Below are 24,704 nucleotides of genomic sequence, written 5' to 3'. Positions count from 1 at the left end.
TCGTTCGTCCGCCTGGGCCGTCACAGCCCGAGTTCCGTGTCGATCAGGCTGAAGATCTCGTCGTCGCTGGCCCGGTCGAGGTCCAGGTCGTCGTCGGTGGCGGAGGCGCCGCGCATGGTCCGCCACTTGGCGACCAGCACCTCCAGCCGCGCCGCCACCTGGGTGTGCAGGTCCGCCTCGACGGTGGTCTCGGCGAGCGCCCGTTCCAGGCGTTCCAGCTCGGCCAGCACCGCCGGGGCGGCCTGCGCGCCGTCGGGCACCAGCCGGGAGCGCAGGTAGCCGGCCAGCGCCGCCGGGTCCGGGTAGTCGAAGACGGCGGTGGCCGGCAGCCGTTCCCCGGTCGCCTCGGTGAGCCGGTTGCGCAACTCGACCGCGGTCAGTGAGTCGAAGCCCAGCTCGTGGAACGCCTGGCCCTCCCGGATGGCGTCCGGGCTGCCGTGGCCGAGCACCGCCGCGGCGGTGGCCCGGACCAGGTCGAGCAGGAGCGCGGACTGTTCCGCGCCGGTGAGCGCGCGCAGCCGCCCGGCCAGGTCGACGCCGCCGGCGGTGGCGGCGCGGGCCTTCGGCCGGTCGACGCGGACCAGGCCGCGCATCAGCGCCGGCACGTGCGGCCGGCCGGCCAGCGCGGCCCGGTCGACGCGGGTCGGCACCAGGTGTTCCTCCGGCGCGGCGAAGCCGGCGTCGAACAGCGCCATGCCCAGGTCGGACGGGATCGCGAGCTGCCCGTCGCGGGTGGTGCCGGCCCGGTCCACGCCGGCGGTCAGCGTGCTGGCCTGCGCCCACAGGCCCCAGGCGTACGCGCGGGCGGGCAGTCCGGCGCCGCGTCGCCGCCGGGCCAGCGCGTCCAGCCAGGCGTTGGCGGCGGCGTAGTTGCCCTGGCCGGGCACGCCGAACACGCCGGCCCCGGAGGAGAACAGCACGAACCCGGCGAGGTCGAGGTGGCGGGTCAGCTCGTCGAGGTGGCAGGCGGCATCCACCTTGGGGCGGAACACGGTGTCGAGGCGTTCCGGGGTGAGCGCGGTGACCACGCCGTCGTCGAGCACGCCGGCCAGGTGCACCACCGCGGTGAGCGGATGCGCCGCCGGCACGGCGGTGAGCAGCCCCGCCACCGCGTCCCGGTCGGCGACGTCGGCGGCGGCCACGGTGACGGTGGCGCCGAGCGCGGTCAACTCGGCGGTCAGCTCGGCCGCGCCGGGCGCGTCCGGGCCGCCGCGGCTGGCCAGCAGCAGGTGCCGGACGCCGTGCCCGGTGACGAGCCGGCGGGCCACCAGGCCGCCCAGCAGGCCGGTGCCGCCGGTGAGCAGCACCGTGCCGTCCGGGTCCCACGTCTCGGGCATGGTGAGCACCACCTTGCCGACGTGCCGGGCCTGGCTGACGTAGCGGAACGCGTCCGGGGCCTGCCGGACGTCCCAGGCGCGCACCGGCAGCGGGCGCAACGCGCCGGTGGCGAACAGCGCCAGCAGTTCGGTGAGCATCCGCTGGATCTCGTCCGGCTCGACCTGCGTCAGGTCATACGCCTGATAGTCGACGCCGGGGTGGTCGGCGGCGACCCGGGCCGGGTCGCGCAGGTCGGTCTTGCCCATCTCCAGGAACCGGCCGCCGCGCGGCAGCAGCCGCAGCGACGCGTCGACGAACTCGCGGGCCAGCGAGTCGAGCACCACGTCCACGCCCCGGCCGCCGGTGGCGTCGAGGAAACGCGCCTCGAAGTCGAGCGTCCGGGACGACGCCAGGTGGTCGGCGGGCACGCCCAGCTCCCGCAGCGCGGGCCACTTGCCCTCACTGGCGGTGGCGAAGACGTCCGCGCCGAGGTGGCGGGCGATCTGCACCGCCGCCATGCCGACGCCGCCGGCCCCGGCGTGCACCAGCACGGACTCCCCGGCCCGCAGCCGGCCCAGCCCGACCAGCCCGCGCCAGGCGGTGAGGAACACCACCGGCACGGTCGCGGCCTGCGCGAACGTCCAGCCGTCCGGCACCGGCGCGAGCAGCCGCCGGTCGGTGACCGCGACCGGGCCGAAGCAGCCGGTGAACACGCCGAGCACCCGGTCGCCGGGCCGCAGGTCGGTGACCGCCGCGCCGACCTCGGCGACGACACCGGCGGCCTCCCCGCCGGGCGGGCCGGGGTCGCCCGGGTAGAGGCCGAGCGCGTTGAGCACGTCGCGGAAGTTCAGGCCGGCGGCGCGGACCCGGACCCGCACGTCGTACGCGCCGAGCGGCGTGTCGGCCGCGTCGGTGGGCACCAGCGCCAGGTGGTCGAGGCTGCCCCGGCGGGGCACGTCCAGCCGCCAGGCGGTCGCGTCGGCGGGCGGGGTGAGCGTCGGCGCGTCGGCGCGGCGGGCCAGCCGGGGCGCGTACGCGCCGCCGTCGCGCAGCGCCACCTGCGGCTCGTCGGCGGCGAGCACGGCGGTCAGGGTGGCCGCGTCGGGCAAGGTGTCGGCGTCGAGCAGCACGAACCGGTCCGGATTCTCGGACTGGGCGGAGCGGACCAGGCCCCACGCGGCGGCGGCGGCCGGGTCGTCGACCTCACCGGGCCCGTGCACGCCGACCGCGCCACGGGTGAGCAGCATCAGCCGGGTCTCGGCCCAGCGCGGCTCGGCCAGCCAGCGCTGCACCAGCGCGAGCGCGTCCCCGGCGAGCCGTCGCGCCCGGTCCGGGGCGGCGGGGTCGGTACGGGTCGTCCGGTGCGCACCGGTCCCGGCGGTGAGCGGCGCGAGCACCGCGTCCGGCGACGTGGCACCGGCGTCGATCGCCGCGGCCAGCGCGGACAGGTCGGCGTGGCGCGACAGGTCGGCGTGGCACGGCAGGTCGGCGGCGGACGGATCGGCCACGGCGGACGGATCGACGGCGTCCGGGGTGGCGAGCACGGCGATCCGGGCCGGGGCCGGCGCGGTGGGCGTCGGCAGCGGCTGCCACGTCAGGTGGAACAGCGCGTCGGTGACCGCGTCGTCGCGGGCGCCCAGCTCGGCGCGGGAGATCGGGCGCATGGCCAGCGACGCCGCCTCGACCACCGGCGCGCCGGCCGGGTCGGTGGCGGACAACGCGAACGCGTGCGGGCCGACCCGCCGCAGCCGGACCCGCAGCGTGGTGGCGCCGGTGGCGTGCACGGTGAGCCCGTTCCAGGCGAACGGCAGCAGGATCTTCTCGCCGCCGGCGTCGGCGAGACCACCGAAGTGCGCGGCGTGCAGCGCGGCGTCGAGCAGCGCCGGGTGCAGCGCGTACCGGTCGGCGTCGGCGCGCGGGCCGGCCGGCAGCTCCACCTCGGCGTACACCTCGTCGTCGCCGGTCCGGACCGCGCGCAGGCCCTGGAACGCCGGGCCGTAGCCGTACCCCTCGTCGACCAGACGGTCGTAGAAGCCGGTCAGGTCGACGGCGTGGGCGTCCGGCGGCGGCCCGGCCGGCGTCGCCGGGGTGGCGTCGGCGGCGGAGAGCGTGCCGCTGCCGTGCCGGGTCCACGGCGCGTCGGGCGGGCCGGCGGCGGGCCGGGAGTGCACGGTGACCGGGCGGCGGCCGTCGTCGGCGGGCGGACCGACCGCGACCTGCACCTGGGTGGCCGCGTCCTCGGGCAACGTGAGCGGTGCCTCGATGACCAGCTCGTCGAGGGCGGGGCAGCCGACCTCGTCGCCGGCCCGCAGGCACAGCTCGACCAGCCCGGTGCCGGGCACCAGCACCCGGCCGGCGACCCGGTGGTCGGCCAGCCAGGGCTGCTCGGCGACCGCGAGTCGGCCGGTGAACAGGTGTCCCCGCCCGTCGGCCAGTGGCACCGACGCGCCGAGCAGCGGATGCCCGGCGGCGGCCAGCCCGGCCGCGCCGACGTCGGCGGCGCCGGTGACCGGGCGGGGCCAGTAGCGGCGGTGCGCGAACGCGTACGTGGGCAGGTCGACCCGGCGTCCGCCGGCCAGCACCGGCTGCCAGTCGACGGGTACGCCGCGCACGTGCAGCGCGGCCACGGAGAGCAGGAACCGGGCCCGGTCGCCCCGGCCGCGCTGCACCGAACCGACCACCACCGCCGGGTGGTCGTGCTCCTGGAGCGTCTGCTCGATGCCCGGCGTGAGCACCGGATGCGGGCTGCACTCGACGTACGTGTGGTGGCCCTCGGCGGTCAGCGCGCGTACCGCGTCGGCCAGTTCGACCGGCTGGCGCAGGTTGCGGTACCAGTAGTCGGCGTCCATCTCCTCGCCGCCGAGCCAGCACAGGTCGGTGGTGGAGTAGATCGGCACGGCCGCCGGTCCGGGCGTGACGCCGGCGACCGCCTCGGCCAGCTCGGCGCGGATCCGCTCCACCTGCGCGGAGTGGGACGCGTAGTCGATCGCGAGGCGGCGCAGCCGTACCCGGTCGGCGTCCAGCTCGGCGGCGAACGCTTCCACCGCGTCCGGTTCGCCGGAGACCACCACGTTCGCCGGCCCGTTGACCGCGCCCACGGCCAGCCGGTCACCGTACCGGGCGACCCGCTCGCGGACCACCTCGACCGGGAGCGGCACGGCGGCCATCACCCCGGCGCCGGCCAGCTTGCGCAGCGCGCGGGCGCGCAGCGCCACCAGCCGGGCGGCGTCGGTCAGCGACAGCACGCCGGCCACGCAGGCGGCGGCGATCTCGCCCTGCGAGTGGCCGACCACGGCGGCGGGCTGCACGCCGTACGAGCGCCACAGCTCGGCCAGCGACACCATCACCGCGAACAGCAGCGGTTGCACCACGTCCGCCCGTTCGAAGTCCGGGGTGCCGGGCGCCTGGCGCAGCAGGTCCCGCAGCGGATGGCCCAGCCAGGGCCGCAGCGCGGCGTCGCAGGCGGCCATCCGCTCGGCGAACACGGGCGCCTCGTCGAGCAGGTCCAGCGCCATGCCGGCCCACTGGGAGCCCTGGCCGGGGAAGACGAACACCAGCTTGCCGGTGGCGGTGACGTCGCCGCGTACCAGGTCGGTGGCGGGCTCACCGGCGGCGAGCGCGTCCAGCCCGGCGGTGATCTCCGCCGGGCCGCCGACCAGCGCGGCCCGGTGGTCGAAGCCGGCCCGGGTGGTGGCCAGCGACCAGGCCACGTCCAGCGGTCGCTGGTCGGGCCGGTCGGCGAGGTGGTCGCGCAGCCGGCGGGCCTGCCCGGCCAGCGCCTCCGGGGTACGCGCGGAGAGCAGCCACGGCAGCGCCACCGGCCCGGCCGGCGGCTCGGCGTCGACGGCCGGCTCGTCCGGCACGGCTTCGAGCACCACGTGGGCGTTGGTGCCGCTGATGCCGAACGAGGAGACGCCGGCGCGGGCCGGCCGGTCGGTACGCGGCCACGGCCGGGCCTCGGTGAGCAGGTCGACCGCGCCGGCCGCCCAGTCGACGCGGCTGGTGCGGTGCTCGGCGTGCAGCGTGCGGGGCAGTCGGCCGTGCCGCATGGCGAGGACGACCTTGAGCATCCCGGCGACGCCGGCCGCGGCCTGGGTGTGGCCGAGGTTGGACTTCACGGAGCCGAGCAGCAGCGGCGGGACGCCGGCGGGCCGGCGGCCGTAGGTGGCGAGGATCGCCTCGGCCTCGATCGGGTCGCCGAGCGGCGTGCCGGTGCCGTGCGCCTCGACCGCGTCCACGTCGGCCGGGTCGAGCCCGGCGGCGGCCAGCGCGGCCCGGATCACGCGTTCCTGGGACGGCCCGTTGGGGGCGGTGAGGCCGTTGGACGCGCCGTCGGAGTTGACCGCCGAGCCGCGCACCACGGCCAGCACCGGGTGGCCACGTCGGCGGGCGTCGGAGAGCCGTTCCACCACCAGCACGCCGACGCCCTCGGACATGCCGAACCCGTCGGCGTCCTCGGCGAACGCCTTGCACCGGCCGTCCGGGGCGAGGCCGCGCTGGCGGCTGAACCCGGTCAGCCCGGCCGGACTGGACAGCACCGACACGCCCCCGGCGAGCGCCAGGTCGCAGTCGCCCTGACGCAGCGCCTGCGCGGCCAGGTGCAGCGCCACCAGCGAGGCGGAGCAGGCGGTGTCCACGGTGACCGCCGGCCCCTCCAGCCCCAGCGCGTACGCCACCCGCCCGGAGAGCACGCTGGCGGCGGTGCCGGTGAGCAGGTGTCCCTCGTCGGCGACGGTCTCGCCGTCGTCGGCGGTGGCGCCGGGGGTGATCCGGTCGGCGTAGTCCTGGCCGTGGGTGCCGGCGAACACGCCGGTACGGCTGCCGCGCAGCGTGTCCGGGTCGATGCCGGCCCGTTCCAGGGCCTCCCAGGAGGTCTCCAGCAGCAGCCGGTGCTGCGGGTCCATGGCGAGCGCCTCGCGGGGGCTGATGCCGAAGAACGCGGCGTCGAAGTCGGCGAGCCCGGTGAGGAAGCCACCGGCCCGGGTGTAGGTGCGGCCGGGTGTGCCGGGCTCCGGGTCGTACAGGTCGGCAAGCGGCCAGCCCCGGTCGGTGGGCAGGTCGCCGATCACCTCGCCGCCGGCGTCGAGCAGCCGCCACAGCTCCTCGGGGGAGCCGATGCCGCCGGGGAACCGGCAGGCCATCGCGACGACCGCGACCGGCTCGTCAAGCGCGACGGTGGTGGCGTCGGCGACCTCGGTGGCGGCGGTGCCGAGCAGCCGGGCGTGCAGGTGCGCGGCGAGCAGTTCCGGGGTGGGGTGGTTGAACACGGCGTGCGGGGCGAGCCGGACGCCGGTGGCGGCGGAGAGCCGGTTGCTCAGCTCCACCGCCATCAGCGAGTCGAAGCCGAGTTCCTTGAACGGCCGGCGCGGTTCGATCTGGTCCGGCCCGGCGTGCCCGACGACCGTGGCGCAGCGGGTGCGGACCAGGTCGAGCAGGAGCGTGGCCCGGTCCGGCTCGCCGAGGCCGGCCAGGCGGTCGGCGAAGCCGGTTCCGGTGCTGGTGCCGGGCTCGGCGACGACGGCCCGACGCGGGGCCGGCGGCAGCAGCGCCCGCAGCAGCGCCGGCACCTCCCCGGTGGCGCGCACGGCGGCCAGGTCCAGTCCGATCGGTACCAGCGTCGCCGGTTCGGCGCGCAGCGCGGCGTCGAACAGTGCCAGCCCGGCGGCGGCGTCCAGCGGACGGGTGCCGGTGCGGGCGAGCCGGGCCAGGTCGGCGGCGGTGAGTCGGCCGGCCATCCCGTCGGTCTCGGCCCACAGGCCCCAGGCGAGCGCGGTGCCGGGCAACCCGCGGGCGCGGCGGTGCGCGGCGAGCGCGTCGAGGAACGCGTTGCCGGCGGCGTAGTTGCCCTGGCCGGGGCTGCCGAACGTGGCCGAGGCGGAGGAGAACAGCACGAACGCGGCCAGGTCGAGGCCGGCGGTCAGCTCGTGCAGGTGCCAGGCGCCGTGCACCTTGGCCCGCAGCGCGCCGGCCCAGCGGTCCGGGTCGAGGTCGGTGAGCAGCGCGTCGTCGGTGGCGCCGGCGGCGTGCACGACGGCCACCAGCCGGTCGGCGAGCGGGGCCAGCACGGCGGCGAGCGCGTCCCGGTCGGCCACGTCGGCGGCGACCACCCGGACGTCGACGCCGGTCGCCGCCAGCTCGTCGGTCCACGGGGCGGGCCGGCCGGTGCGGCTGAGCAGCACCAGTTCCCGCACGCCGTACGCCTGCGCGAGGTGGACCGCGACGTGCCGGCCGAGGCCGCCGGTGCCGCCGGTGAGCAGCACCGCGCCGCCGGCCAGCGCGGGCCGCGCGGCGGCGTCGGGCTCGGTGGCCGGGCGGAGCCGGGGCAGCAGCGCGCGGCCGTCGCGGACCGCGACCTCGGGTTCGTCGTCGGCGGCGGCCAGCGCGGCGCGGACCGTGGTGTCGTCGACGGTGTCCAGGTGCAGCAGCAGGAACCGGTCGGGGTGCTCGGCGCGGGCCACCCGGAGCAGGCCGGCGGCCGGGGCGTGCGCCGGGTCGCCGTCGCGCACCGCCACCGCGAGCCGGGTGTCGACGGCGCGCGGGTCGTCGAGCCAGCGGTGCAGCACGCCGAGCAGCTCCAGGCCGATCGCGTCGGCGCGCTGCGCGACGGTGCTGTCCGGGTCGCCGTCGGGCAGGCGCAGCACCAGCACCGGCGGCAGCGGCCCGGTCGGCGGGACCGCGTCGGCGAGCGTCCAGGTGGGCACCGGGCCGGTCGGGGCGGGCAGCCAGTCCACCGTGTAGAGCCCGGCCGGGCCGGTCTCCGGCGCCGGGGCGGCGGCGGACGGCAGCGTCACGGCGCGCAGCGCGATCCGGTCGACGTCGAGCACCGGCCGGCCGGCGTCGTCGACGGCGGTGAGCGTGACCGCGTCCGCGCCGGCCGGGGCGAGACTGACCCGCAGCGCGTACGCGCCGGTGGCGTGCCGGCGCACGCCGGTCCAGTCGGTGGGCACGATCCGCTCCCCCGGCCCGGCCGGCGGGGCGAACCCGGCCAGCGGGAGCAGGTCCAGCGCGGCGTCGAGCACGTCCGGGTGCACGCCGTACCGCTCGGCGTCCGGGTCGGCGGCGTCGTCGGGCAGCCGTACGTCGAGGTGCAGCCGGTCCCCGGCGGTCCAGGCGGCCCGCAGCAGCGGATGCGCCGCCTCGACCGGGCGGGCGCCGGCCGGCGGCCAGGCCGGGGCCGGTACGCCGGGCGCGGCGAGCGGGTCGGCCGGGGCGAGCACCGCGTCGGCGACCGCCCGCCACGGCTCGTGCTCGCCGGCGCGGACGTGGCAGCGGGCGGCGCGCCGGCCGGCGGCGTCCGGGCCGGCGACGTCGAACTGGAGGTCGACCGCGAGGCCGGCGGGCAGCGGTGCCGGCTCCGGCATCCGCAGGTCGGCCAGGACCGGGGTGTCGAGGCGTTCGCCGAGGTGGCCGAGCGCGTCGAGCAGCACGGTGGCGGGCAGCAGCGGCGCGACGCCGTCCGGGGTGGCCGGCCGGGTGGCGGTGAACCGTCCGGTGGCGAGCACCTGGCCGGTGCCGGCGACCGGCAGCACGGCGGCGAGCAGCGGGTGCCCGGCGTCGCCGGTCGGTGCGCCGGGGGTGGCGGGCAGCCAGTAGTGCCGGTGCCGGAACGCGTAGGTGGGCAGCGCGACGGGCGCGTGCGGGCCGGGGCCGGCCAGCGCGGCCCGGTCCACCGGCACGCCGCGCACGTGCAGCCGGGCGGCGGCGGTGAGCAGCGCCGCCGGTTCGGGCGTGCCGGCCCGCAGCGTGGGCACGAACGCCAGGTCGTCGCCGGCGTCGGCGAGGCACTCGGCGGCCAGCGCGGTGAGCACGCCGCCGGGGCCGATCTCCAGGAACGTGGTGGCGCCCTCGGCGTGCAGGGCGTGGACGCCGTCGGCGAAGCGCACGGTGTCGCGGACGTGCGCCACCCAGTGCTCGGGCGAGGTGAGCCGGGCCGCGTCGACAGGCGCGCCGGTCAACGTGGACACCACAGGCAGTTGCGGCGCGCGGTAGGTCAGCCCGGCGGCGACCTCCCGGAACGCGTCCAGCATCGGCGTCATGCGCGGCGAGTGGAACGCGTGCGACACCCGGAGCCGGCTGGTGCGGCGGCCGGCGGCGCGCAGCGTGGCGGCGACCGCCTCGACCGCGTCGGCGTCGCCGGAGAGGACCACGGCGGTCGGTCCGTTCACGGCGGCCAGTCCGACCCGGTCGGTCAGGTGCGGCAGCACCTCGGTCTCGTCGGCCTCCACCGCGACCATCGCGCCGCCGGCCGGCAACGCCTGCATGAGCCGGCCCCGCGCGGCGACCAGCGCGGCGGCGTCGGCGAGCGTGAGCACGCCGGCCACGTGCGCGGCGGCGATCTCGCCGATCGAGTGGCCGAGCAGCAGGTCCGGGCGGACGCCCCAGGATTCGAGCAGCCGGTGCAGCGCCACCTCGACGGCGAACAGCGCCGGCTGGGTGTAGCGGGTCTCGTGCAGCAGCGCGGCCCGCGTGTCGCCGTCCGGGGCGAGGACCACGTCGGCGACCGACTGCCCGGTGACGTGCCGGTCCAGTTCGGCGCAGGCGGCGTCGAACGCCTCCGCGTAGACCGGGTACGCCGCGCGCAGCTCCCGGCCCATGCCGGCGCGTTGCCCGCCCTGCCCGCCGAAGAGGACGGCGAGCCGGCCGTCGGAGACGCGGCCGGTGAGCACGCCGGCCGGGTCGGTGTCGCCGCGGCTCAGCGCCGTCAGCGCGGCGCGGGCGTCGGCCGGGTCGCCGACCAGCAGCGCCGCCCGGTGGTCCAGCGCCGCCCGCGTGGTGGCCAGCGCGTACGCCACGTCGGCCGGGTCGGCGTCGATCCGGTCGAGCCGGCTCAGCAGTCGGGCCGCCTGGTCCCGCAGGCCCTCCCGGCTGGCCGCGGAGAGCAGCCACGGCACGACGCCGGCCCGGTGCTGCCGGGTGACCGGCGGCGGGGCGGGCGGGACGGGGGCCGCCTCGACGACGACGTGGGCGTTGGTGCCGCTGATGCCGAACGAGGAGATGCCGGCGCGGCGGGGCCGGTCCACGTCGGGCCACGGCCGGGCGTCGGTGAGCAGCTCGACCGCACCGGCCGACCAGTCGACCTCGCCGGTCGGCGCGTCGACGTGCAGCGTGCGCGGCAGCGTGCCGTGGCGCAGCGCGAGCACCATCTTCATCACCCCGGCCGCGCCGGCCGCCGCCTGGGTGTGCCCGAGGTTCGACTTGAGCGAGCCGAGCAGCAGCGGACGGTCCGCGGGCCGGCCCTGCCCGTACGTGGCGAGCAGCGCCTGCGCCTCGATCGGGTCGCCGAGCCGGGTGCCGGTGCCGTGCGCCTCGACCGCGTCCACGTCGCCCGGTCCGAGGCCGGCGGTGGCCAGCGCCCGCCGGATGACCCGTTCCTGGGCCGGCCCGTTCGGCGCGGTGAGCCCGTTGGACGCGCCGTCCTGGTTGACCGCGCTGGCGCGCAGCAGCGCCAGCACCGGGTGGCCGTGGCGGCGGGCGTCGCTGAGCCGTTCCAGCAGCAGCACGGCCACGCCCTCGGACCAGCCGGTGCCGTCGGCGGCCTCGGCGAACGCCTTGCACCGGCCGTCCGGCGCGAGCCCGCGTTGGCGGCTGAACTCGACGAACGCCTGCGGGGTGCCCATCACCGCGACGCCGCCGGCCACCGCGAGCGCGCAGTCCCCGGCGCGCAGCGCCTGCGCGGCCAGGTGCAGCGCGACGAGCGACGACGAGCAGGCGGTGTCCACGGTCACCGCGGGCCCCTCCAGGCCCAGCGCGTACGCGACCCGCCCGGAGACCACGCTGCCGGCGGTGCCGACGCCGAGGTAGCCCTCGGTGCCGGGCGGCGCCTGGCCGACATTGGCCGCGTAGTCGTGGTGCATCACGCCGGTGAACACGCCGGTGGCGCTGCCGCGCAGCCCGGTCGGGTCGATCCCGGCGCGCTCGAACAGCTCCCAGGACGTCTCCAGCAGCAGTCGCTGCTGCGGGTCCATGGCGAGCGCCTCGCGCGGGCTGATCGCGAACAGGGTGGCGTCGAAGTCCCCGGCGCCGGCCAGGAACCCGCCCACCCGCACGTACGAGGTGCCGGCCCGGTCGGGGTCGTCGGCGAACAGGTGCGCCAGGTCCCAGCCCCGGTCGGTGGGGAACCCGGTGAGCCCCTCGCCGCCGGATTCGAGCAGTTCCCACAGCTCGTCGGGGCCGGTGACGCCGCCGGGCAGCCGGCAGGCCATGGCGACGATCGCCACCGGGTCGTCGGCGGCGACCGGGCCGGTCCGGGCGGCGGCGTCCGCGATTCCGGCGGCGGGGCCGGCGCCGCGCAGCAGCGTGGCCAGGTGCCGGGTGAGCGCGGCGGGTGTCGGGTGGTCGAACGCGGCGGTGGCGGAGAGCCGGGCGCCGGTGGCCCGGTTCAGCCGGTCGCGCAGTGCGACCGCGCGGACCGAGGTGAACCCGAGTTCGGTGAACGCCCGGCCGGGCCGGACCGCGCCCGCGCCGGGCAGCCCGGCGACCTCGGCGGTGGCGGCCCGGACCAGGTCGGCCAGGAGGCGGTCGCCGTCGGCGGTGGTGAGCGCCGCGAACCGGCGGCGCAGCGTGTCCGCGTCGTCGTCGGGCCGGGTCGGGCCGCGCCAGGCCGGGTGGGCGGCCACCCGCTCGGCCGGGCCGGTCACCAGCACCAGGTCGTCGCCGGCGTGCGCGACGTCGAACGCAGCGGTCTCGGAAAACGCCGGTCCGGTCACGCCGATCAGCCGGGCCGGCAGCCCGGCCGCGTGCCGCCGGGCGACGAGCGCGTGCAGCGCGGCGACCGCGCCCGCCGCCGGTTCCCGTCCGGCCGCGCCGAGCAGCACGTCGGCGGGGACCAGCACGGTGTACGCGGTGGCCGCGGCGTGCCGGGTGTCCCGGTCCAGCCGGCCGGCCAGGTCGAGCAGCCGGGCGCTCTGGTCGTGGTCGGCCAGGTCGGCGTCGCGGACCCGCAGCACGGCCGCCCCGACCGGTTCCCCGTCCCGGGTCGAGAGGTCGGTGGTGGGGCCGTCGACCGGCAGCAGCCGCAGCGACCGGGCGCCGTACGCGCCGGTCAGGTGTCGGGCCAGCGCCGCCCGCTCGGCGGTGTCCGCGCCGGCCAGCACCGCCGGCGCGGCCGGGTCGAGCACCGTGGCGGCGTGTTCCGGGGCCGGCGCGGCGGCCGGCGCGGGCGCCGCGTACCGGGCGGTGCCGGCGCGCAGCGCGACCTGGGCGGCGCCGGCGTCCACCACGGACGGCAGCAACGCCGCCGAGGCGGGATCGGCGTCGACGAGCACGATCCGGTCCGGCCGGGCGGCCTGCCGGCAGCGCGCCTGCGCCCAGGCGACGGCGGCGGCCGGGACCAGGTCGGGGTCGTCGGGCGTGTCGGCGGTGGACGCGTCCACCGCGCCGCTGGTCAGCACCACCACCCGGGCGGTCGCGTAGCGCGCGTCGTCGAGCCAGCCGGGCAGCGCCGCCGGGTCGACGCCGGCCAGCACCAGCACGTCCGCGTCGGTGTCGGTGGAGTGGGCGCCGGTGTGGACGTCCTCGCCCTCGGCGGTCAGCGCGTCGGCGACCGCCCCGGCGTGCGGCCCGACGACCGCCCAGCGCCGGCCGGGCGCGCGGTCGACAGGTGCCAGCGGACGCCAGGTGAGCCGGGTCAGCGCCTCGTGGTGTGTGCCGTTGACCGCGCGCAACCGGGCCGGCGTCTCCGCCAGCAGCCGCCGGGTGACCTTCCCGGAGGCGGTCCGCGGCACCGCGTCGATCTCGTACAGCTCCTGCGGCACCTTGTGGTACGCGAGCCGCTCCCGGCAGGCGGCGTACGCGGCGGCCGGCGCGAAGCCCTCCGGCGCGGGCACCACGTACGCGACCGGCACCTCGCCGAGCACCTCGTGCGGGCGGCCGGTGACCGCCACGTCGGCCACGCCGGGCACCGCGCGCAGCACGTCCTCCACCTCGACCGGGTGCACCTTCTCGCCGCCCCGGATGATCAGTTCCCGGTGCCGGCCGGTGACGAAGAGGTTCCCGTCGGCGTCGCGGCGGGCCAGGTCCCCGGTGCGGTACCAGCCGTCGCGCAGCGCCGCCGCGGTGGCCTCGGGCAGCCCGTGGTAGCCGAGCATGACGCCCGGGCCGCGGACCCACACCTCGCCCTCGTCACCGGTCGGCACGTCGCGGCCGGTGTCCGGGCTGACCAGGCGCACCTGCACGCCGTCCACGGCCCGGCCGCAGGAGCCCTCGGCCCGGGGCTCGTCCGGGCGGGTCACCGCGATCGAGCCGCACGTCTCGGTGCTGCCGTACGCGTCGAGCAGCGGCGCGTCGAAGACCTCCTCGAACGCGCGGCGCAGCTCCCCGGTGGTGATCGCGCCGCCGACCAGGCACACCCGCAGCGCGGGCGCGCGGAACCCGTCGGCGCGGGCCGCGTCGACCAGGTGGTGGTACATGGCGGGCACACCGGCCAGCACGGTCGCCTCGTCCTCGGCGACCGCGCGCAGCACGTCGGCGGCGGCGAAGCCGTCGACCAGGCGGGCGCTCGCGCCGACCGCGGTCACGCTCAGCACGCAACCGATGTGGGAGAGACTGTGGAACAGCGGCAGCGGCCAGACCACCCGGTCGGCGGCGGTCAGGTCGGGCACCGGCACGTAGCAGGCGGCCACCGACCAGAGGCAGGTGCGCTGGGTGGAGAGCACGCCCTTGGGCCGGCCGGTGGTGCCGGAGGTGTAGAGCATCCAGGCGACCTCGTCCAGGCCGAGGTCGTCGCGGGCGTCGGCGGTCGGCGGCGCGTCGACAAGCGCCGGCCAGGCCGTCGCCGGGTCCGGGTACGGCCCGTCGCCGGTCACCCAGATCCGCAGGTCGGGTCGGTCCGCGCGCAGTCGCAGGAACTGGTCGAGGTGCTGCGGGTCGGTGACCACCAGCACCGCGCCGGAGTCGTCGAGCAGGTGGGCCAGCTCGGCGTCCGTGCTGCGCGGGTTCAGCGGTACGCCGACCGCCGCGGCCCGGGTCACGGCCAGCCAGGTCTCCACCGTCTCCACCCGGTTGCCCAGGCAGAACGCGACCCGCTCGCCCCGGCCGACGCCCGCGTCGACCAGGTGGCCGGCCAGCCGGGCGGTGACCGCCTCCAGCGCGGCCCAGGACACCGCCCGGTCCGCGTCGCGGAACGCCACCTGGTCCGGCAGCCGGCCGGCGTGGGCCCGGAGCAGTTCGGGCAACGGCTGGACCAGGTCACTCCGAAGCATGTCAGCACATCCGTCCTTCGCCGTAACGGCCCAAGTCTGGCCAGCGGCCCGGCGGTGACCTACCCCTGTCGCCCCCTAACCGGACCCCGGTTCCCGGCCGCGTGCGGGCCCTCCGGCGGGCCGGCGCGGTGATGATGGGCACGCCCCGAGGACGCCGCGTACCACCGCCGACAGTCGAGGTGCCATGGAACGCTCCTGGTTGTTCGCCGACCTCGCCGTGCCCGGTGGGGGATGCGTCGACGCGCGGGCGGCCGAGCTGGTCGGCACGGTGCTGGCGGGGCTGGTGTCCGAGTTGCGCGCCGCCGACCCGGGCGGCTGCTGGTTCTTCGACCGGCTCGACTCCCCCGGTCCGACCCGGCTGCGGCTGGGCCTGCACGCCGGGCCCGCCGCGCTGGACCTGGCGCGGGACCGGCTCGGCCCGTCGGCCCGGCCGGCGCCCCCGGCGTACGTGGTGCGCGACCCGGCCCGGGGCGGACCGCTCGCCCACGCCGGCAGCGAGGTGGCGCTGGGTCTGCTCGGCGGTGAACCACCGTGGCTGGCCGGGTTGGAGCTGCCGCTCGCGGTGGCGCACCTGCGGCACCTGTGCGGGCTGTTGCCGGCCGGCGACCGGGCGGCCTTCCTGTTCCTGCACTGGCAGGACCGCAGTCGTACGCTGACCGGGGCGCAGCGCCGGCACCTCGCCGCGCAGGCGCACGCCGGCGCCGACAAGATCGTGCTGGCCGCCGCCGACCTGCCGCTCGCCGACGATCCGGTGTCGGCGGCCTGGCGGCGCTACCTGGACCGGGTCACCGAGCTGCTGGCCGAGGACCACCCGGCCGCGCCGCGCGGTTTCCTGGTCGCCGAGCACGCCCAGCTCAGCCACCGTCGCTGGGGCATCGATGCGGCCGTCGACTCGCTGGCCGCGCTGGCGTTGCGGCTGGCCGGGCAGACCGTCGCCGCACCACAGGGGAGAGCTGGATGACCGTCGTGGAACGGGTCGACGTGGCACTGGGCGACCGCGCGTACCCGGTGCTGGTGGGTCCGGGCGTGCGGCACCGGCTGGCCGCGGAGGTGGCGCGGATCGGGGCCCGCCGGGTCGTGGTGGTGTCCGCCCGGCCGCCGGAGTGGACGCCCGACCCGGGCGTGCCGCACCGGGTGGTGCCGGCCCGCGACGGCGAGCACGACAAGACGCTGGCCACCGTGCAGGCGTTGTGCCGGGCGTTCGCCGAGTTCGGGTTGACCCGCGCCGACGCGGTGGTCTCCTGCGGCGGCGGCACCACCACCGACGTGGTCGGCCTGGCCGCCGGCCTCTACCACCGGGGCGTCGCGGTGGTCCACCTGCCGACGTCGCTGCTGGCCCAGGTGGACGCCAGCGTGGGCGGCAAGACGGCGGTGAACCTGCCGGAGGGCAAGAACCTGGTCGGCGTCTACTGGCAGCCGCGCGCGGTGCTCTGCGACACCGACTACCTGGGCACGCTGCCCGAGGTGGAGCGACGCAACGGCTACGGCGAGATCGCCCGCGCGCACTTCATCGGCGCCGGCGACCTGCGCGGCCGGACGGTGACCGAGCAGATCACCGCGTGCGTGGCGCTCAAGGCCCGGGTGGTCGCCGCCGACGAGCGCGACGCTGGGCTGCGGCACATCCTCAACTACGGTCACACGCTCGGTCACGCGTTGGAGCGGGCCACCGACTTCCGGCTGCGGCACGGCGAGGCGGTCGGCGTGGGCACCGTGTTCGCCGGACGGCTGGCCGGCCGGCTCGGTCGGATCACCCCCGCCCGGGTGGCCGAGCACCACGAGGTGGTGGCCGGCTACGGGCTGGACACCAGACTGCCGTCCGGGGTGGACGCCGACGAGGTGATCGCGCTCATGCGGCGGGACAAGAAGTCCACCGCCGGCCTGTCCTTCGTGCTGGACGGCCAGGCCGGCCCGGAGCTGGTCCCCGACGTGCCGGAGACCGAGGTCCGCGCCGCCCTGGCCGGGATGTAGGCGGTACCGGATCAGCGGCGCGATCAGTTCGGTTCGGTCCGGAAGGACGCGGCGCGGGCCAGCTCGGTCAGGTCGCTGAAGAACTCGTCCGCCGGCATGGCCTTGCCCTCCTTGCCGATGGGCGACGGTTCCAACGGCACCAGCAGGTCTTCTTCCGCGGAGTGCAGCCACAACGCCATCTGGTACACGACGGGGATGCGCAACAGCCGCAGCTCGTAGCCGGCGGCGGCCAGCTTGGGCAGCCTCCGGACGATTTTCATGGCCTTGTCGGTGGCGGCCACGAACGGCCCCTCGGTGAACTTCGACACCTCCTGCGTCCCCTCCGGGCCGGCTGAGGTCTCGGCGCTGGCGATCGGTTGCCCGCTGTCCTCGATCAGGTAGCGCCAACCCGCGGGCTGCGTCCGGTCGACACCGCCCCCGGCGAGGATGTCGTCGAGCCCCATCGTGAAGACCTGGTGGGGGGTGGACACGTCGAGTTGTTCTTTCCGGGCGCCGCGTAGCGCCTTGCCGGTGAATCTGCCCTCGTCGGCGAACCTGTGAAGCTTCGACTTCACCTGGTCGGCCTGGCCGTGCGGTGGCTCGGGAACGTGTAGTGGCATCTCAGCTCCTCAGGCTTGGCGCACGGTCCGATAGCTGCGGGACCAGACCCCGCCGGCAGCGGTGTAGTTGTTCACGAAGGTATCGAATGTCACGTCCACGAACCCATCCCAGGGATCGTGGATTCTCAGCCATTCGGTGCCGCCGGATTCCCACCGTCCCCGGATCACGACGATGTGGCCTCCGCCGCTCCGCCAGTGTGTGTCGACCCCGACCGGTTGCGACTTCGCCAACTCGGCCGCGACCTCCACGGGCGTCAGCGCGCGGAACAGTTCCTCCTTCAGGTGGCGCATTCGCGTCAGGGCGTCGGTCGGCCAGGACCCCCGGTTGCAGTCCGCGCCACCGGCGTCGGCGGCGTTGCAGCACTTGTTCTGGCCGAACTGCGCGTTGGCCTGGGCACACTGGGTCTGCGTGGTGTTCGGGTTGTAGAACCTCGCGATGTTGACCGAACTGGCGGCCCAGCACCACCAGGTCTGCGACTGCAACTGGGCGTTGGAGAAGTCCAGGCTCTGACTGGCCATGCTGACGGTGAACGTCGCCTCGGCGCCGCCGTTGGCGTTGAAGCGGCAGTCGACCTTCCCACCGCCCTGGGCCGTGTGCGCCGTCACGCCGGTGCCGACCAGGTGCAGGAAGACGTTCGGAAAGGCGAGCGACTCGATGGAGTAGGAACCGTCGGCCTGGGCGCGGAACTTGAACGTCTCGTGACCGCCGCCGTCGGCATTGAGCTGACAGTTGACCACGCCACCGGTGGTGGTTTGGGAATTGACGTCGACGGCGACCATGCGCAGGTAGATGCCGGGGAAGGCGATCGACTCGATCGAGAAGGTGTCGTTGCCGTGATCGCGGAGCTTGAATTTCTCCTGGTCCGCGGCGCGGAAGTTGCAGTTGACCGTTCCGCCACCCGCCATGGTGGTGGGCACTCCGGTCCCGTCCATGCGTAGGCACACTTCGGGGTAGGTCTTCGACTCGATCGTGATCGGGGTGTCCCCGAGTTTCCTGAGGTCCGCCAACGACAAGGGCATATCCGCCCCCCTCTCCGTCTTGAGACTGCTTTTGAGCAGGCCGAGATCCGTGACGCGGCGATAGTGGAGGGCGACACGGCGACGAGGTGAGGACTCACTCGATGTATGCGACACCCCACGCTCGGTCATCAGTATTGATCGATGCGAAGATCAGCACAAGCGAGTGTTTTTGCATTAAATCTTTTGCACGAACCCATTACCGAGCATTGACACCCGCCGCGACGGTCGGCGTGCCCGGGACGACAGGGCAGCTCCGGTCGTGCCTCAGCGCACCGCCGGGCAGTGCGTCAACAGCTCCTCGGGCTTGTGCGCGACCAGGTCGGGGCCGGCGGCCAGCAGCGCGGTCACGTCACCGCCGTGCCAGGTGGTGGCCACCGTGGTCACGCCGGCCTCCCGGCCGCTGGTCAGGTCCGTGATCGCGTCACCGACCATCATGGCCACGCCGGGCGGCATGTCGAGCAGTTCCAACGCGCGCAGCACGATGTCCGGCGCCGGCTTCGGGCGGGGCACCTCGTCCGAGCCGATCACGTGGTCGAAGAGCGCGAGCACGCCGAGCAGGTCCAGCAGGGACCGGGCGCGGGGACCGCTCTTGCCGGTGGCTACCGCCATCCGGACACCGCGCTCGTGCAGCGCCTCCAGCGTCTCGCGGACGCCGGGGAACAGCGGCACCCGGTGCGCCAGCCGGTAGCTCTCCCGGACGAACGGGGCCTCCATCTCCAGCGGCAACCCCATCAGGCGCATGATGTCCGGGAAGTACCGTCCCATGTGCTTGTTGTACTCCTCGAACGGCGCCGGACCGCCGCCCACCACCTCGGCGTACGCGACGCTGAACGCCTCACGCATCACCGCCGAGCTGTCGACCACGACCCCGTCGAGGTCGAACACGACCGCGCGGATCGGGCCCGTACGCCGGGCGAGGACGGTGGCGCCGACGGTCGACGGTGGCTGGCTCATGGCTGCTCCCGAAGGTGAGGTCGCCCGGTGGTTCTCACCGGTCGCGCGCTCCCGCCAGCGCGGGCACCGGCGGGGTCGGCCGGGCGCAGCGGTAGACACGTTCGATGGCGTCGATGGTGCGGCGGGCGTCGGCGGCGGCCACGCCCCGGCTGGCCTCGGCGGCGAGCAGGCCGGGCAGCGCGTCGAGCTGCCGGTCGTACTCGGCGCCGATGGTCTCGGCGGCCAGCGGCAGCGCGACGGTCTCGCCGTCGCGGGTGCGGGTCAGTTCCGGCGCACCGACCCGGTTCGGGCTGAACCCGAACGTGCAGCGCAGCGTCGCCGAGCCGTGGGTGCCGTGCACGGAGATGGTGGTGCGGTCCGTCGCCTCGTGCGACGCCCAGCAGGCGTGCAGCGCGGCGGACGCGCCGTCGGCGGTGAGCAGGAACGCGCGGGCGGTGTCCTCGACGTCGCCACGTCCACCGGGCCCGGCGGTGCCGCGCCAGGCGGCCTGCGCGGCGCCGTCGTTGACGAAGTCGTCGGAGACGCTGCCCACCGCGTGCGCGATCGGCGCCGGGCCGAGCAGTGGCAGCACCGTGTCGAGCAGGTGCCAGCCCAGGTCGACGAGCGCGCCGCCGCCGGAGAGGTCCCGCCGGGTGAACCAGCCGCCGGCGTCGGGCACGCCCCGGGCGCGTACCCAGGCGACGTCGACGTGCCGGACCGGCCCGAGGTCGACCACGGCCCGCAGCAGGGCCCGCACGTCGGCGCGGTAACGGGCGGCGCTGCCGGCCAGCAGCACCGCGCAACCGGCGCGTTCGGCGTCGGCCAACTCGTCGGCCTCGGCGGAGGTGAGGCAGACCGGCTTCTCCAGGAACACCGGTACACCCCGGCGCAGCAGCCGGGCCGCCACGGTGGCGTGCAGGTGGTTGGGGACCGCCACCACCACCAGGTCGGCGGCGTCGGTGGGCAGGTCGGCCACGTCGGCGTACGCGTCGGGCACGCCGTGCGCGGCGCGGGCCCGGTCCCGGGCGGCGGCGTCCGGGTCGACCACGGCGGTCACCGTGAACCGCTGGTGCGCGGCGAGCCGGGGCAGCCAGATCTGCCGCCCGGCCCAGCCGAGACCGGCCACCGCGACCCGGACGGTACGCCCCGGCGCGGCGGCCGGCTGCGGCCCGGTCATCCGGCCAGCACGTCGGCGAGCACGGCGGCGATCTGGTGCATCTGCTCCTCGGTGCCGAGCAGCGTGCGGTGGTGCAGCCAGACGCAGTCGGCGTGGATCTGCTCGACGTTCGGGCACCGCTCGGCGATCTGCTCGACGGTCTCGTCCGGCGCGCCGGCCAGCCAGAAGCCGTCGCAGCGGTAGATGGCGCGGAACGCGACGAACGCCGGGATGCCCCGGGCGATCAGCTCGTCGACCACGACCCGGCGGCGCTCCGGCGTGATGCCGGGGATCCGGAACATGGCCATGTAGTGCGGGTTGCGGTCACCGCGCGGGTCGCGTCCCTGCGGCACCACGCCGGGGATCTCGGCGAGCAGGCTCGCCAGCAGCGGCCAGCGCTGCTCGCGCACCGCGATCTGACCGTCCAGGCGGGACAGTTGGGCCCGCAGCACGGCGGCGCTGAACTCGTTCATCCGGTAGTTCGAGCCGGTGGTGCGGTGCAGGTAGTCCCGGTCGGTGCGGGGCCGGCCGCAGCTGTGCACCAGGAACGCCTTCTCGTAGCTCTCCTCGTCGGGGAAGAGCACCGCGCCGCCCTCGCCGGCGGTCATCAGCTTGCCGTTCTGGAAGCTGAACGCGGCGACGGAGCCGAGTTCACCGACCCGCCTGCCCTGCCACTGCGCGCCGTGCGCGTGCGCGGCGTCCTGGAGCAGCGCGACGCCGGCGTCGGAGGTGATCTTGTCGAGTGCGTCCATGTCGGCGAACTGCCCGGCCATGTGCACCGGCATCACCACCCGGGTCCGGTCGGTGATCGCGGCGGCCACCGCGTCCGGGTCGACGCAGTAGGTGTCCAGGTCCACGTCGACCGGCACGGCCACCGCGCCGAGGCGCTGCGCGGCAAGCGACGACGAGATGAACGTGAAGGCCGGGACGATCACCTCGGTGCCCGGCCCGACGCCCAGGACCTCCAGCGCCACCTCCAGCGCGTGCGTGCCGTTGGTGACGGCCAGCGCGTGCGACGACCCGTGGTACGCGGCGAACTCGGCCTCGAACGTGTCGACCTCGTTGCCTCCGACACGCCACCACTGGCCCTGCTCCAGGGCCCGGATGAGGCCGGTCCGTTCCTCGTCGCCGAACTGCGGCCACTCGGGGAACTCCGGTGCCGACAGATCACTCATGATGTCCCACTCCCTGATCCAGATTGGAACGGCCCGGCAGGACGCTAACCGAGCCGGCACGGCGCTGACCTCCCCTAACGGCCCCTAGCCGCCCCTAACCGCCCCCTGCCGGCGGGGTCCGCGCCGGGGACGGGGTCGATACTCCGATGACCTGTCGTCGTCCGATTCCGGTGAGGTGCAACGTGCCCGAGGTGCTCCTGCTCAACGGCCCGAACCTGGGCATCCTCGGCAAACGGGAACCGGAGATCTACGGCACCGACACGGTGGCGGACATCGAGCGGGCGGTCGGCGAGGAGGTCGCCGGACGGGGGTGGCGGGTCGTCGCGAGGCAGCACGACTGCGAGGGCGAGATGATCCGTACCATCCAGGACAGTTATGAGACGGTGGGCGCGATCGTGAACCCGGGCGCGTTGATGATCGCCGGTTGGAGCCTGCGCGACGCGCTGGCCAACTATCCCCATCCGTGGCTGGAGGTCCACCTGTCCAACGTGTGGGCCCGGGAGAGCTTCCGGCACGACTCGGTGCTCGCCCCGCTGGCCTCGGGGGTGATCGTGGGCCTCGGTGCGCTCGGCTACCGGCTGGCGGCCCGCGCGCTCGTCGCGACCGTGCCCTGACCGTCCACCCCGTCGCACCCGTACCGGTCGTCCGCCGCGGCGACCCGACCCCCGAGGAACCCCGTGACCGTCGCGATCATCGTTCTCACCATCCTGCTGGCCATCATCCTGATTCCGCTGGCCGTGCAGAAGCTCACCGGCAACGCGCAGATGCGCGAGCGGATGTCGCACCTCGGCGTCTCCGCCGGGCTGACCCGCGTCATCGGCCTGCTGGAGCTGGCCGGCGTCGCCGGGCTGCTGCTGGGCCTGAAGTTCTGGCAGCTCGGCGTGGTCGCCGCGGTGGCGATCACCGTGCTGCTGATCGCCGCCGTGGCCTACCACCTGCGCGCCAAGGACGACGGCAAGGTCGTCATGGTGCCGCTGTTCTTCGCGTTCGCCTCGGCCGCGCTGGCGTTCCTGCACCTGCTGGCGCACTGAGGCCGGCGTGACGGGCGGGCCGGGCGCCACGCTGCTGGGCGTCGACGTCGGGGGCACCAAGGTCGCGCTGCGCGCCGAGGCGGCCGGCCGGCCCGCGTACGAACGGATCGTCACCTGGCCGGCCGGCGCGGACCCGGCCGCCGACCTGGCCGTGCTGGCCGCCGAGGTGGCCGCGCTGCGCGCCGGCTTCGGCCCGGTCGACGCGGTCGGCGTGGCCATGCCGGCGACCGTCGACCGGGCCGGCGCGGTCGTGGCCTGGCCCGGCCGGCCGAGCTGGGTCGGCCTGGACCTGGCCGGCGCGCTGCATCGCCTGTTCCCCGACACCCCGACCGGGTACGCCGACGACGGCGACCTGGCGGCGCTGGCCGAGGCCCGGCACGCGGGCCGCGACGACGTGCTCTATCTCGGGGTCGGCACCGGCGTCGGCGGCGGGCTCGTGCTCGGCGGGCGCAACGCCCCGGCCGGCGCGTCCGCCGAGGTCGGGCACATGGTGGTGGACCTGGGTGGGGACCGGTGCGACTGTGGACGCTCCGGCTGCCTCCAGGCGGTCGCGTCCGGGCCGGCCACGCTGCGCCGCGCCGCCCGGCTGCGGGGCGGTCCGGTCGACCACCACCGGCTGCGCGCCGGGCTGGACGACGGCCGGCCGTGGGCGGTGGCGGCGATCCGACCGGCCTGCGCCGCGCTGGCCGCCGCGGTGGTGAGCCTCGGCGAGCTTCTCGCCGCCGACCTGGCGATCGTCGGCGGCGGGTTCGCCACCGGCCTGCCCGGTTTCGTGCCGCTGGTCGGAGACCTCGCCGTCGGCCGTCCGGGGCGGCCCGCGCCGCGTGTCGTCGCCGCCGCGCTCGGCGGGCTCTCCTCGCTGCACGGCGCGCTCCACCTCGCCCGCGACCTCGCGTACGCCCCGGACCCGCCCGGGACCGGGGCTCGACCAAGGGAGAACAGCCAATGATCAGGATCGGGGTCGTCGCCGGCAGCACCCGCCCGGGCCGCAAGGCCGACGCGGTGGCGCGCTGGGTGTGCGACATCGCCGCCGCGCGGCCGGACGTCGACGCGGAACTCGTCGACCTGGCGGACCATCCGCTGCCCCACTTCGCCGAGCCGCTGCCCCCGTCGATGGCGCCGTCGAGCCGACCGGCGATCCGCCGGTGGGGCGCGGTCGTCGGCGCGCTGGACGCGTTCGTCTTCGTCACCCCGGAGTACAACCACTCGATCCCGGGCGTGCTCAAGGACGCGATCGACGTGCTCTACCAGGAGTGGCACCACAAGCCGGCCGGGCTGGTCGGCTACGGGGCGCACGGCGGCACCCGGGCCGCCGAGCACCTGCGGCTGGTGCTCGGGCAGGTGTCGGTGCCGGTGGTCCGCTCCCAGGTGGCGCTCTCCCTGCACACCGACTTCGTGGCGTTCCGCGACTTCCGCCCCGGCCCGCACCAGCGGGAGGCGGTCGGCACCATGCTCGACGAGGTGGTGGCCTGGGCGGGCGCGCTGCGGACGCTGCGCCGCCCACAGCCGGTGCGATGATCGCGATCGGCGGCGCCACCCGCCTCTACGCGCTGCTCGGCGACCCGATCGCGCAGGTACGCGCGCCCGGCCTGCTCAACCCGGTGCTGGCCCGGCGGGGCACGGACGCGGTGCTGGTGCCGGTGCACGTGCCCGCCGCCGCGCTGCCGGAGGTGGTGGCCGGGCTGCGGCAGGTGGCCAACCTGCACGGCATGCTGGTGACCGTGCCGCACAAGGCGGCCCTGCTCGACCTCGCCGACCGGGCCACCGACCGGGCGCACCGGGCCGGCAGCGTCAACGCGTTGCGCCGCGAGGCGGACGGCACCTGGTCGGCGGACACGTTCGACGGCGACGGGTTCGTCCGCGGGCTGGTCGCGGCGGGGCACGACCCGCGCGGCCGGCGGGTCTGCGTGGTGGGCGCCGGTGGCGCGGGCAGCGCCATCGCGGTGGCGCTGCTCGACGCCGGGGTGGCCGCGCTGCACCTGGCCGACACCGACCCGGCCCGGCTGGCCGCGCTCGGCGGGCGGCTGTCGGCCGCGTACCCCGGCCGGGTCGATGCGGCGTCCCGGCCGCGACTGGCCGACGCCGACCTCGCGGTCAACGCGACGCCGGTGGGGCTGCGCCCGACCGACCCGCCGCCGTTCCCGGTGTCGGAGCTGCCGGCCCGGGCGGTGGTCGCGGACATCATCATGACCCCGGCGGAGACGACGCTGCTGCGCGCCGCCCGCGACCGGGGCCTGCCCGCGCATCCCGGTGAGCCGATGCTGACCCACCAGATCGACGGCTACCTCGACTTCTTCGGCCTCTGA

The 24,704-nt window shown here is 76.4% G+C and carries 13 protein-coding genes; 7 read left to right on the top strand and 6 right to left on the bottom strand.

Annotation, left to right across the window (positions count from 1 at the left end):
• Positions 1-20 precede the first annotated feature (20 nt).
• Positions 21-14,516 (bottom strand): SDR family NAD(P)-dependent oxidoreductase, encoded by a 14,496-nt coding sequence (locus ACZ6O5_RS12815; protein WP_465976804.1) that lies wholly within the window; start codon positions 14,514-14,516, stop codon positions 21-23.
• A gap of 184 nt (positions 14,517-14,700) precedes the next feature.
• On the opposite strand from ACZ6O5_RS12815, the gene ACZ6O5_RS12810 reads away from it, so the two are divergent.
• Both ACZ6O5_RS12810 and ACZ6O5_RS12805 read left to right on the top strand, forming a co-directional pair.
• On the top strand, positions 14,701-15,477 hold the full coding sequence (locus ACZ6O5_RS12810) for a hypothetical protein (protein WP_465976802.1): 777 nt from the start codon (positions 14,701-14,703) through the stop codon (positions 15,475-15,477).
• Positions 15,474-16,484 carry a 3-dehydroquinate synthase family protein gene (locus tag ACZ6O5_RS12805; protein WP_465976800.1) on the top strand — a complete coding sequence of 337 codons (1,011 nt, stop codon included), beginning with the start codon at positions 15,474-15,476 and terminating at the stop codon, positions 16,482-16,484. The genes ACZ6O5_RS12810 and ACZ6O5_RS12805 overlap by 4 nt, the downstream gene beginning before the upstream one ends.
• 23 nt (positions 16,485-16,507) lie before the next feature.
• Here the strand turns inward: ACZ6O5_RS12805 and ACZ6O5_RS12800 are convergent, their stop codons facing one another.
• From ACZ6O5_RS12800 to ACZ6O5_RS12780, 5 genes are all read right to left on the bottom strand, one after another.
• The gene (locus ACZ6O5_RS12800) at positions 16,508-17,083 is read right to left on the bottom strand and encodes a hypothetical protein (protein ID WP_465976798.1); all 576 of its coding nucleotides are present in this window, start codon (positions 17,081-17,083) and stop codon (positions 16,508-16,510) included.
• A 9-nt stretch (positions 17,084-17,092) separates the two neighbouring features.
• A complete protein-coding gene (locus ACZ6O5_RS12795) occupies positions 17,093-18,232 on the bottom strand; it encodes a papain-like cysteine protease family protein (protein WP_465976796.1) in 1,140 nt (379 codons plus the stop codon).
• A gap of 135 nt (positions 18,233-18,367) precedes the next feature.
• A complete protein-coding gene (locus ACZ6O5_RS12790; protein ID WP_465976794.1) occupies positions 18,368-19,057 on the bottom strand; it encodes an HAD-IA family hydrolase in 690 nt (229 codons plus the stop codon).
• 34 nt (positions 19,058-19,091) lie between these two features.
• A complete protein-coding gene (locus tag ACZ6O5_RS12785; protein WP_465976792.1) occupies positions 19,092-20,213 on the bottom strand; it encodes a Gfo/Idh/MocA family protein in 1,122 nt (373 codons plus the stop codon).
• Positions 20,210-21,367 (bottom strand): DegT/DnrJ/EryC1/StrS family aminotransferase, encoded by a 1,158-nt coding sequence (locus ACZ6O5_RS12780; RefSeq protein WP_465976790.1) that lies wholly within the window; start codon positions 21,365-21,367, stop codon positions 20,210-20,212. Before ACZ6O5_RS12780 ends, ACZ6O5_RS12785 begins: the two co-directional genes overlap by 4 nt.
• Positions 21,368-21,549: 182 nt before the next feature.
• On the opposite strand from ACZ6O5_RS12780, the gene ACZ6O5_RS12775 reads away from it, so the two are divergent.
• The 5 genes from ACZ6O5_RS12775 (at position 21,550) to ACZ6O5_RS12755 (ending at position 24,704) form a co-directional block, all read left to right on the top strand.
• Positions 21,550-21,981, top strand: coding sequence for a type II 3-dehydroquinate dehydratase (locus ACZ6O5_RS12775; RefSeq protein ID WP_107161134.1), 432 nt, complete (start codon positions 21,550-21,552; stop codon positions 21,979-21,981).
• Positions 21,982-22,044: 63 nt separating this feature from the next.
• On the top strand, positions 22,045-22,398 hold the full coding sequence (locus ACZ6O5_RS12770; protein WP_465976788.1) for a DoxX family protein: 354 nt from the start codon (positions 22,045-22,047) through the stop codon (positions 22,396-22,398).
• Positions 22,399-22,405: 7 nt separating this feature from the next.
• Positions 22,406-23,347: an ROK family protein gene (locus ACZ6O5_RS12765; protein WP_465976786.1), complete on the top strand. Its 942-nt coding sequence runs from the start codon at positions 22,406-22,408 to the stop codon at positions 23,345-23,347.
• A complete protein-coding gene (locus ACZ6O5_RS12760; RefSeq protein ID WP_281940934.1) occupies positions 23,344-23,916 on the top strand; it encodes an NADPH-dependent FMN reductase in 573 nt (190 codons plus the stop codon). Before ACZ6O5_RS12765 ends, ACZ6O5_RS12760 begins: the two co-directional genes overlap by 4 nt.
• The gene (locus ACZ6O5_RS12755; RefSeq protein ID WP_425791387.1) at positions 23,913-24,704 is read left to right on the top strand and encodes a shikimate dehydrogenase family protein; all 792 of its coding nucleotides are present in this window, start codon (positions 23,913-23,915) and stop codon (positions 24,702-24,704) included. The genes ACZ6O5_RS12760 and ACZ6O5_RS12755 overlap by 4 nt, the downstream gene beginning before the upstream one ends.

The organism is Micromonospora sp. NPDC049201 (assembly GCF_055586805.1).
The sequence above is the reverse complement of the archived record's forward strand: the minus strand, read 5'-3'. Positions and strand labels throughout refer to the sequence as shown.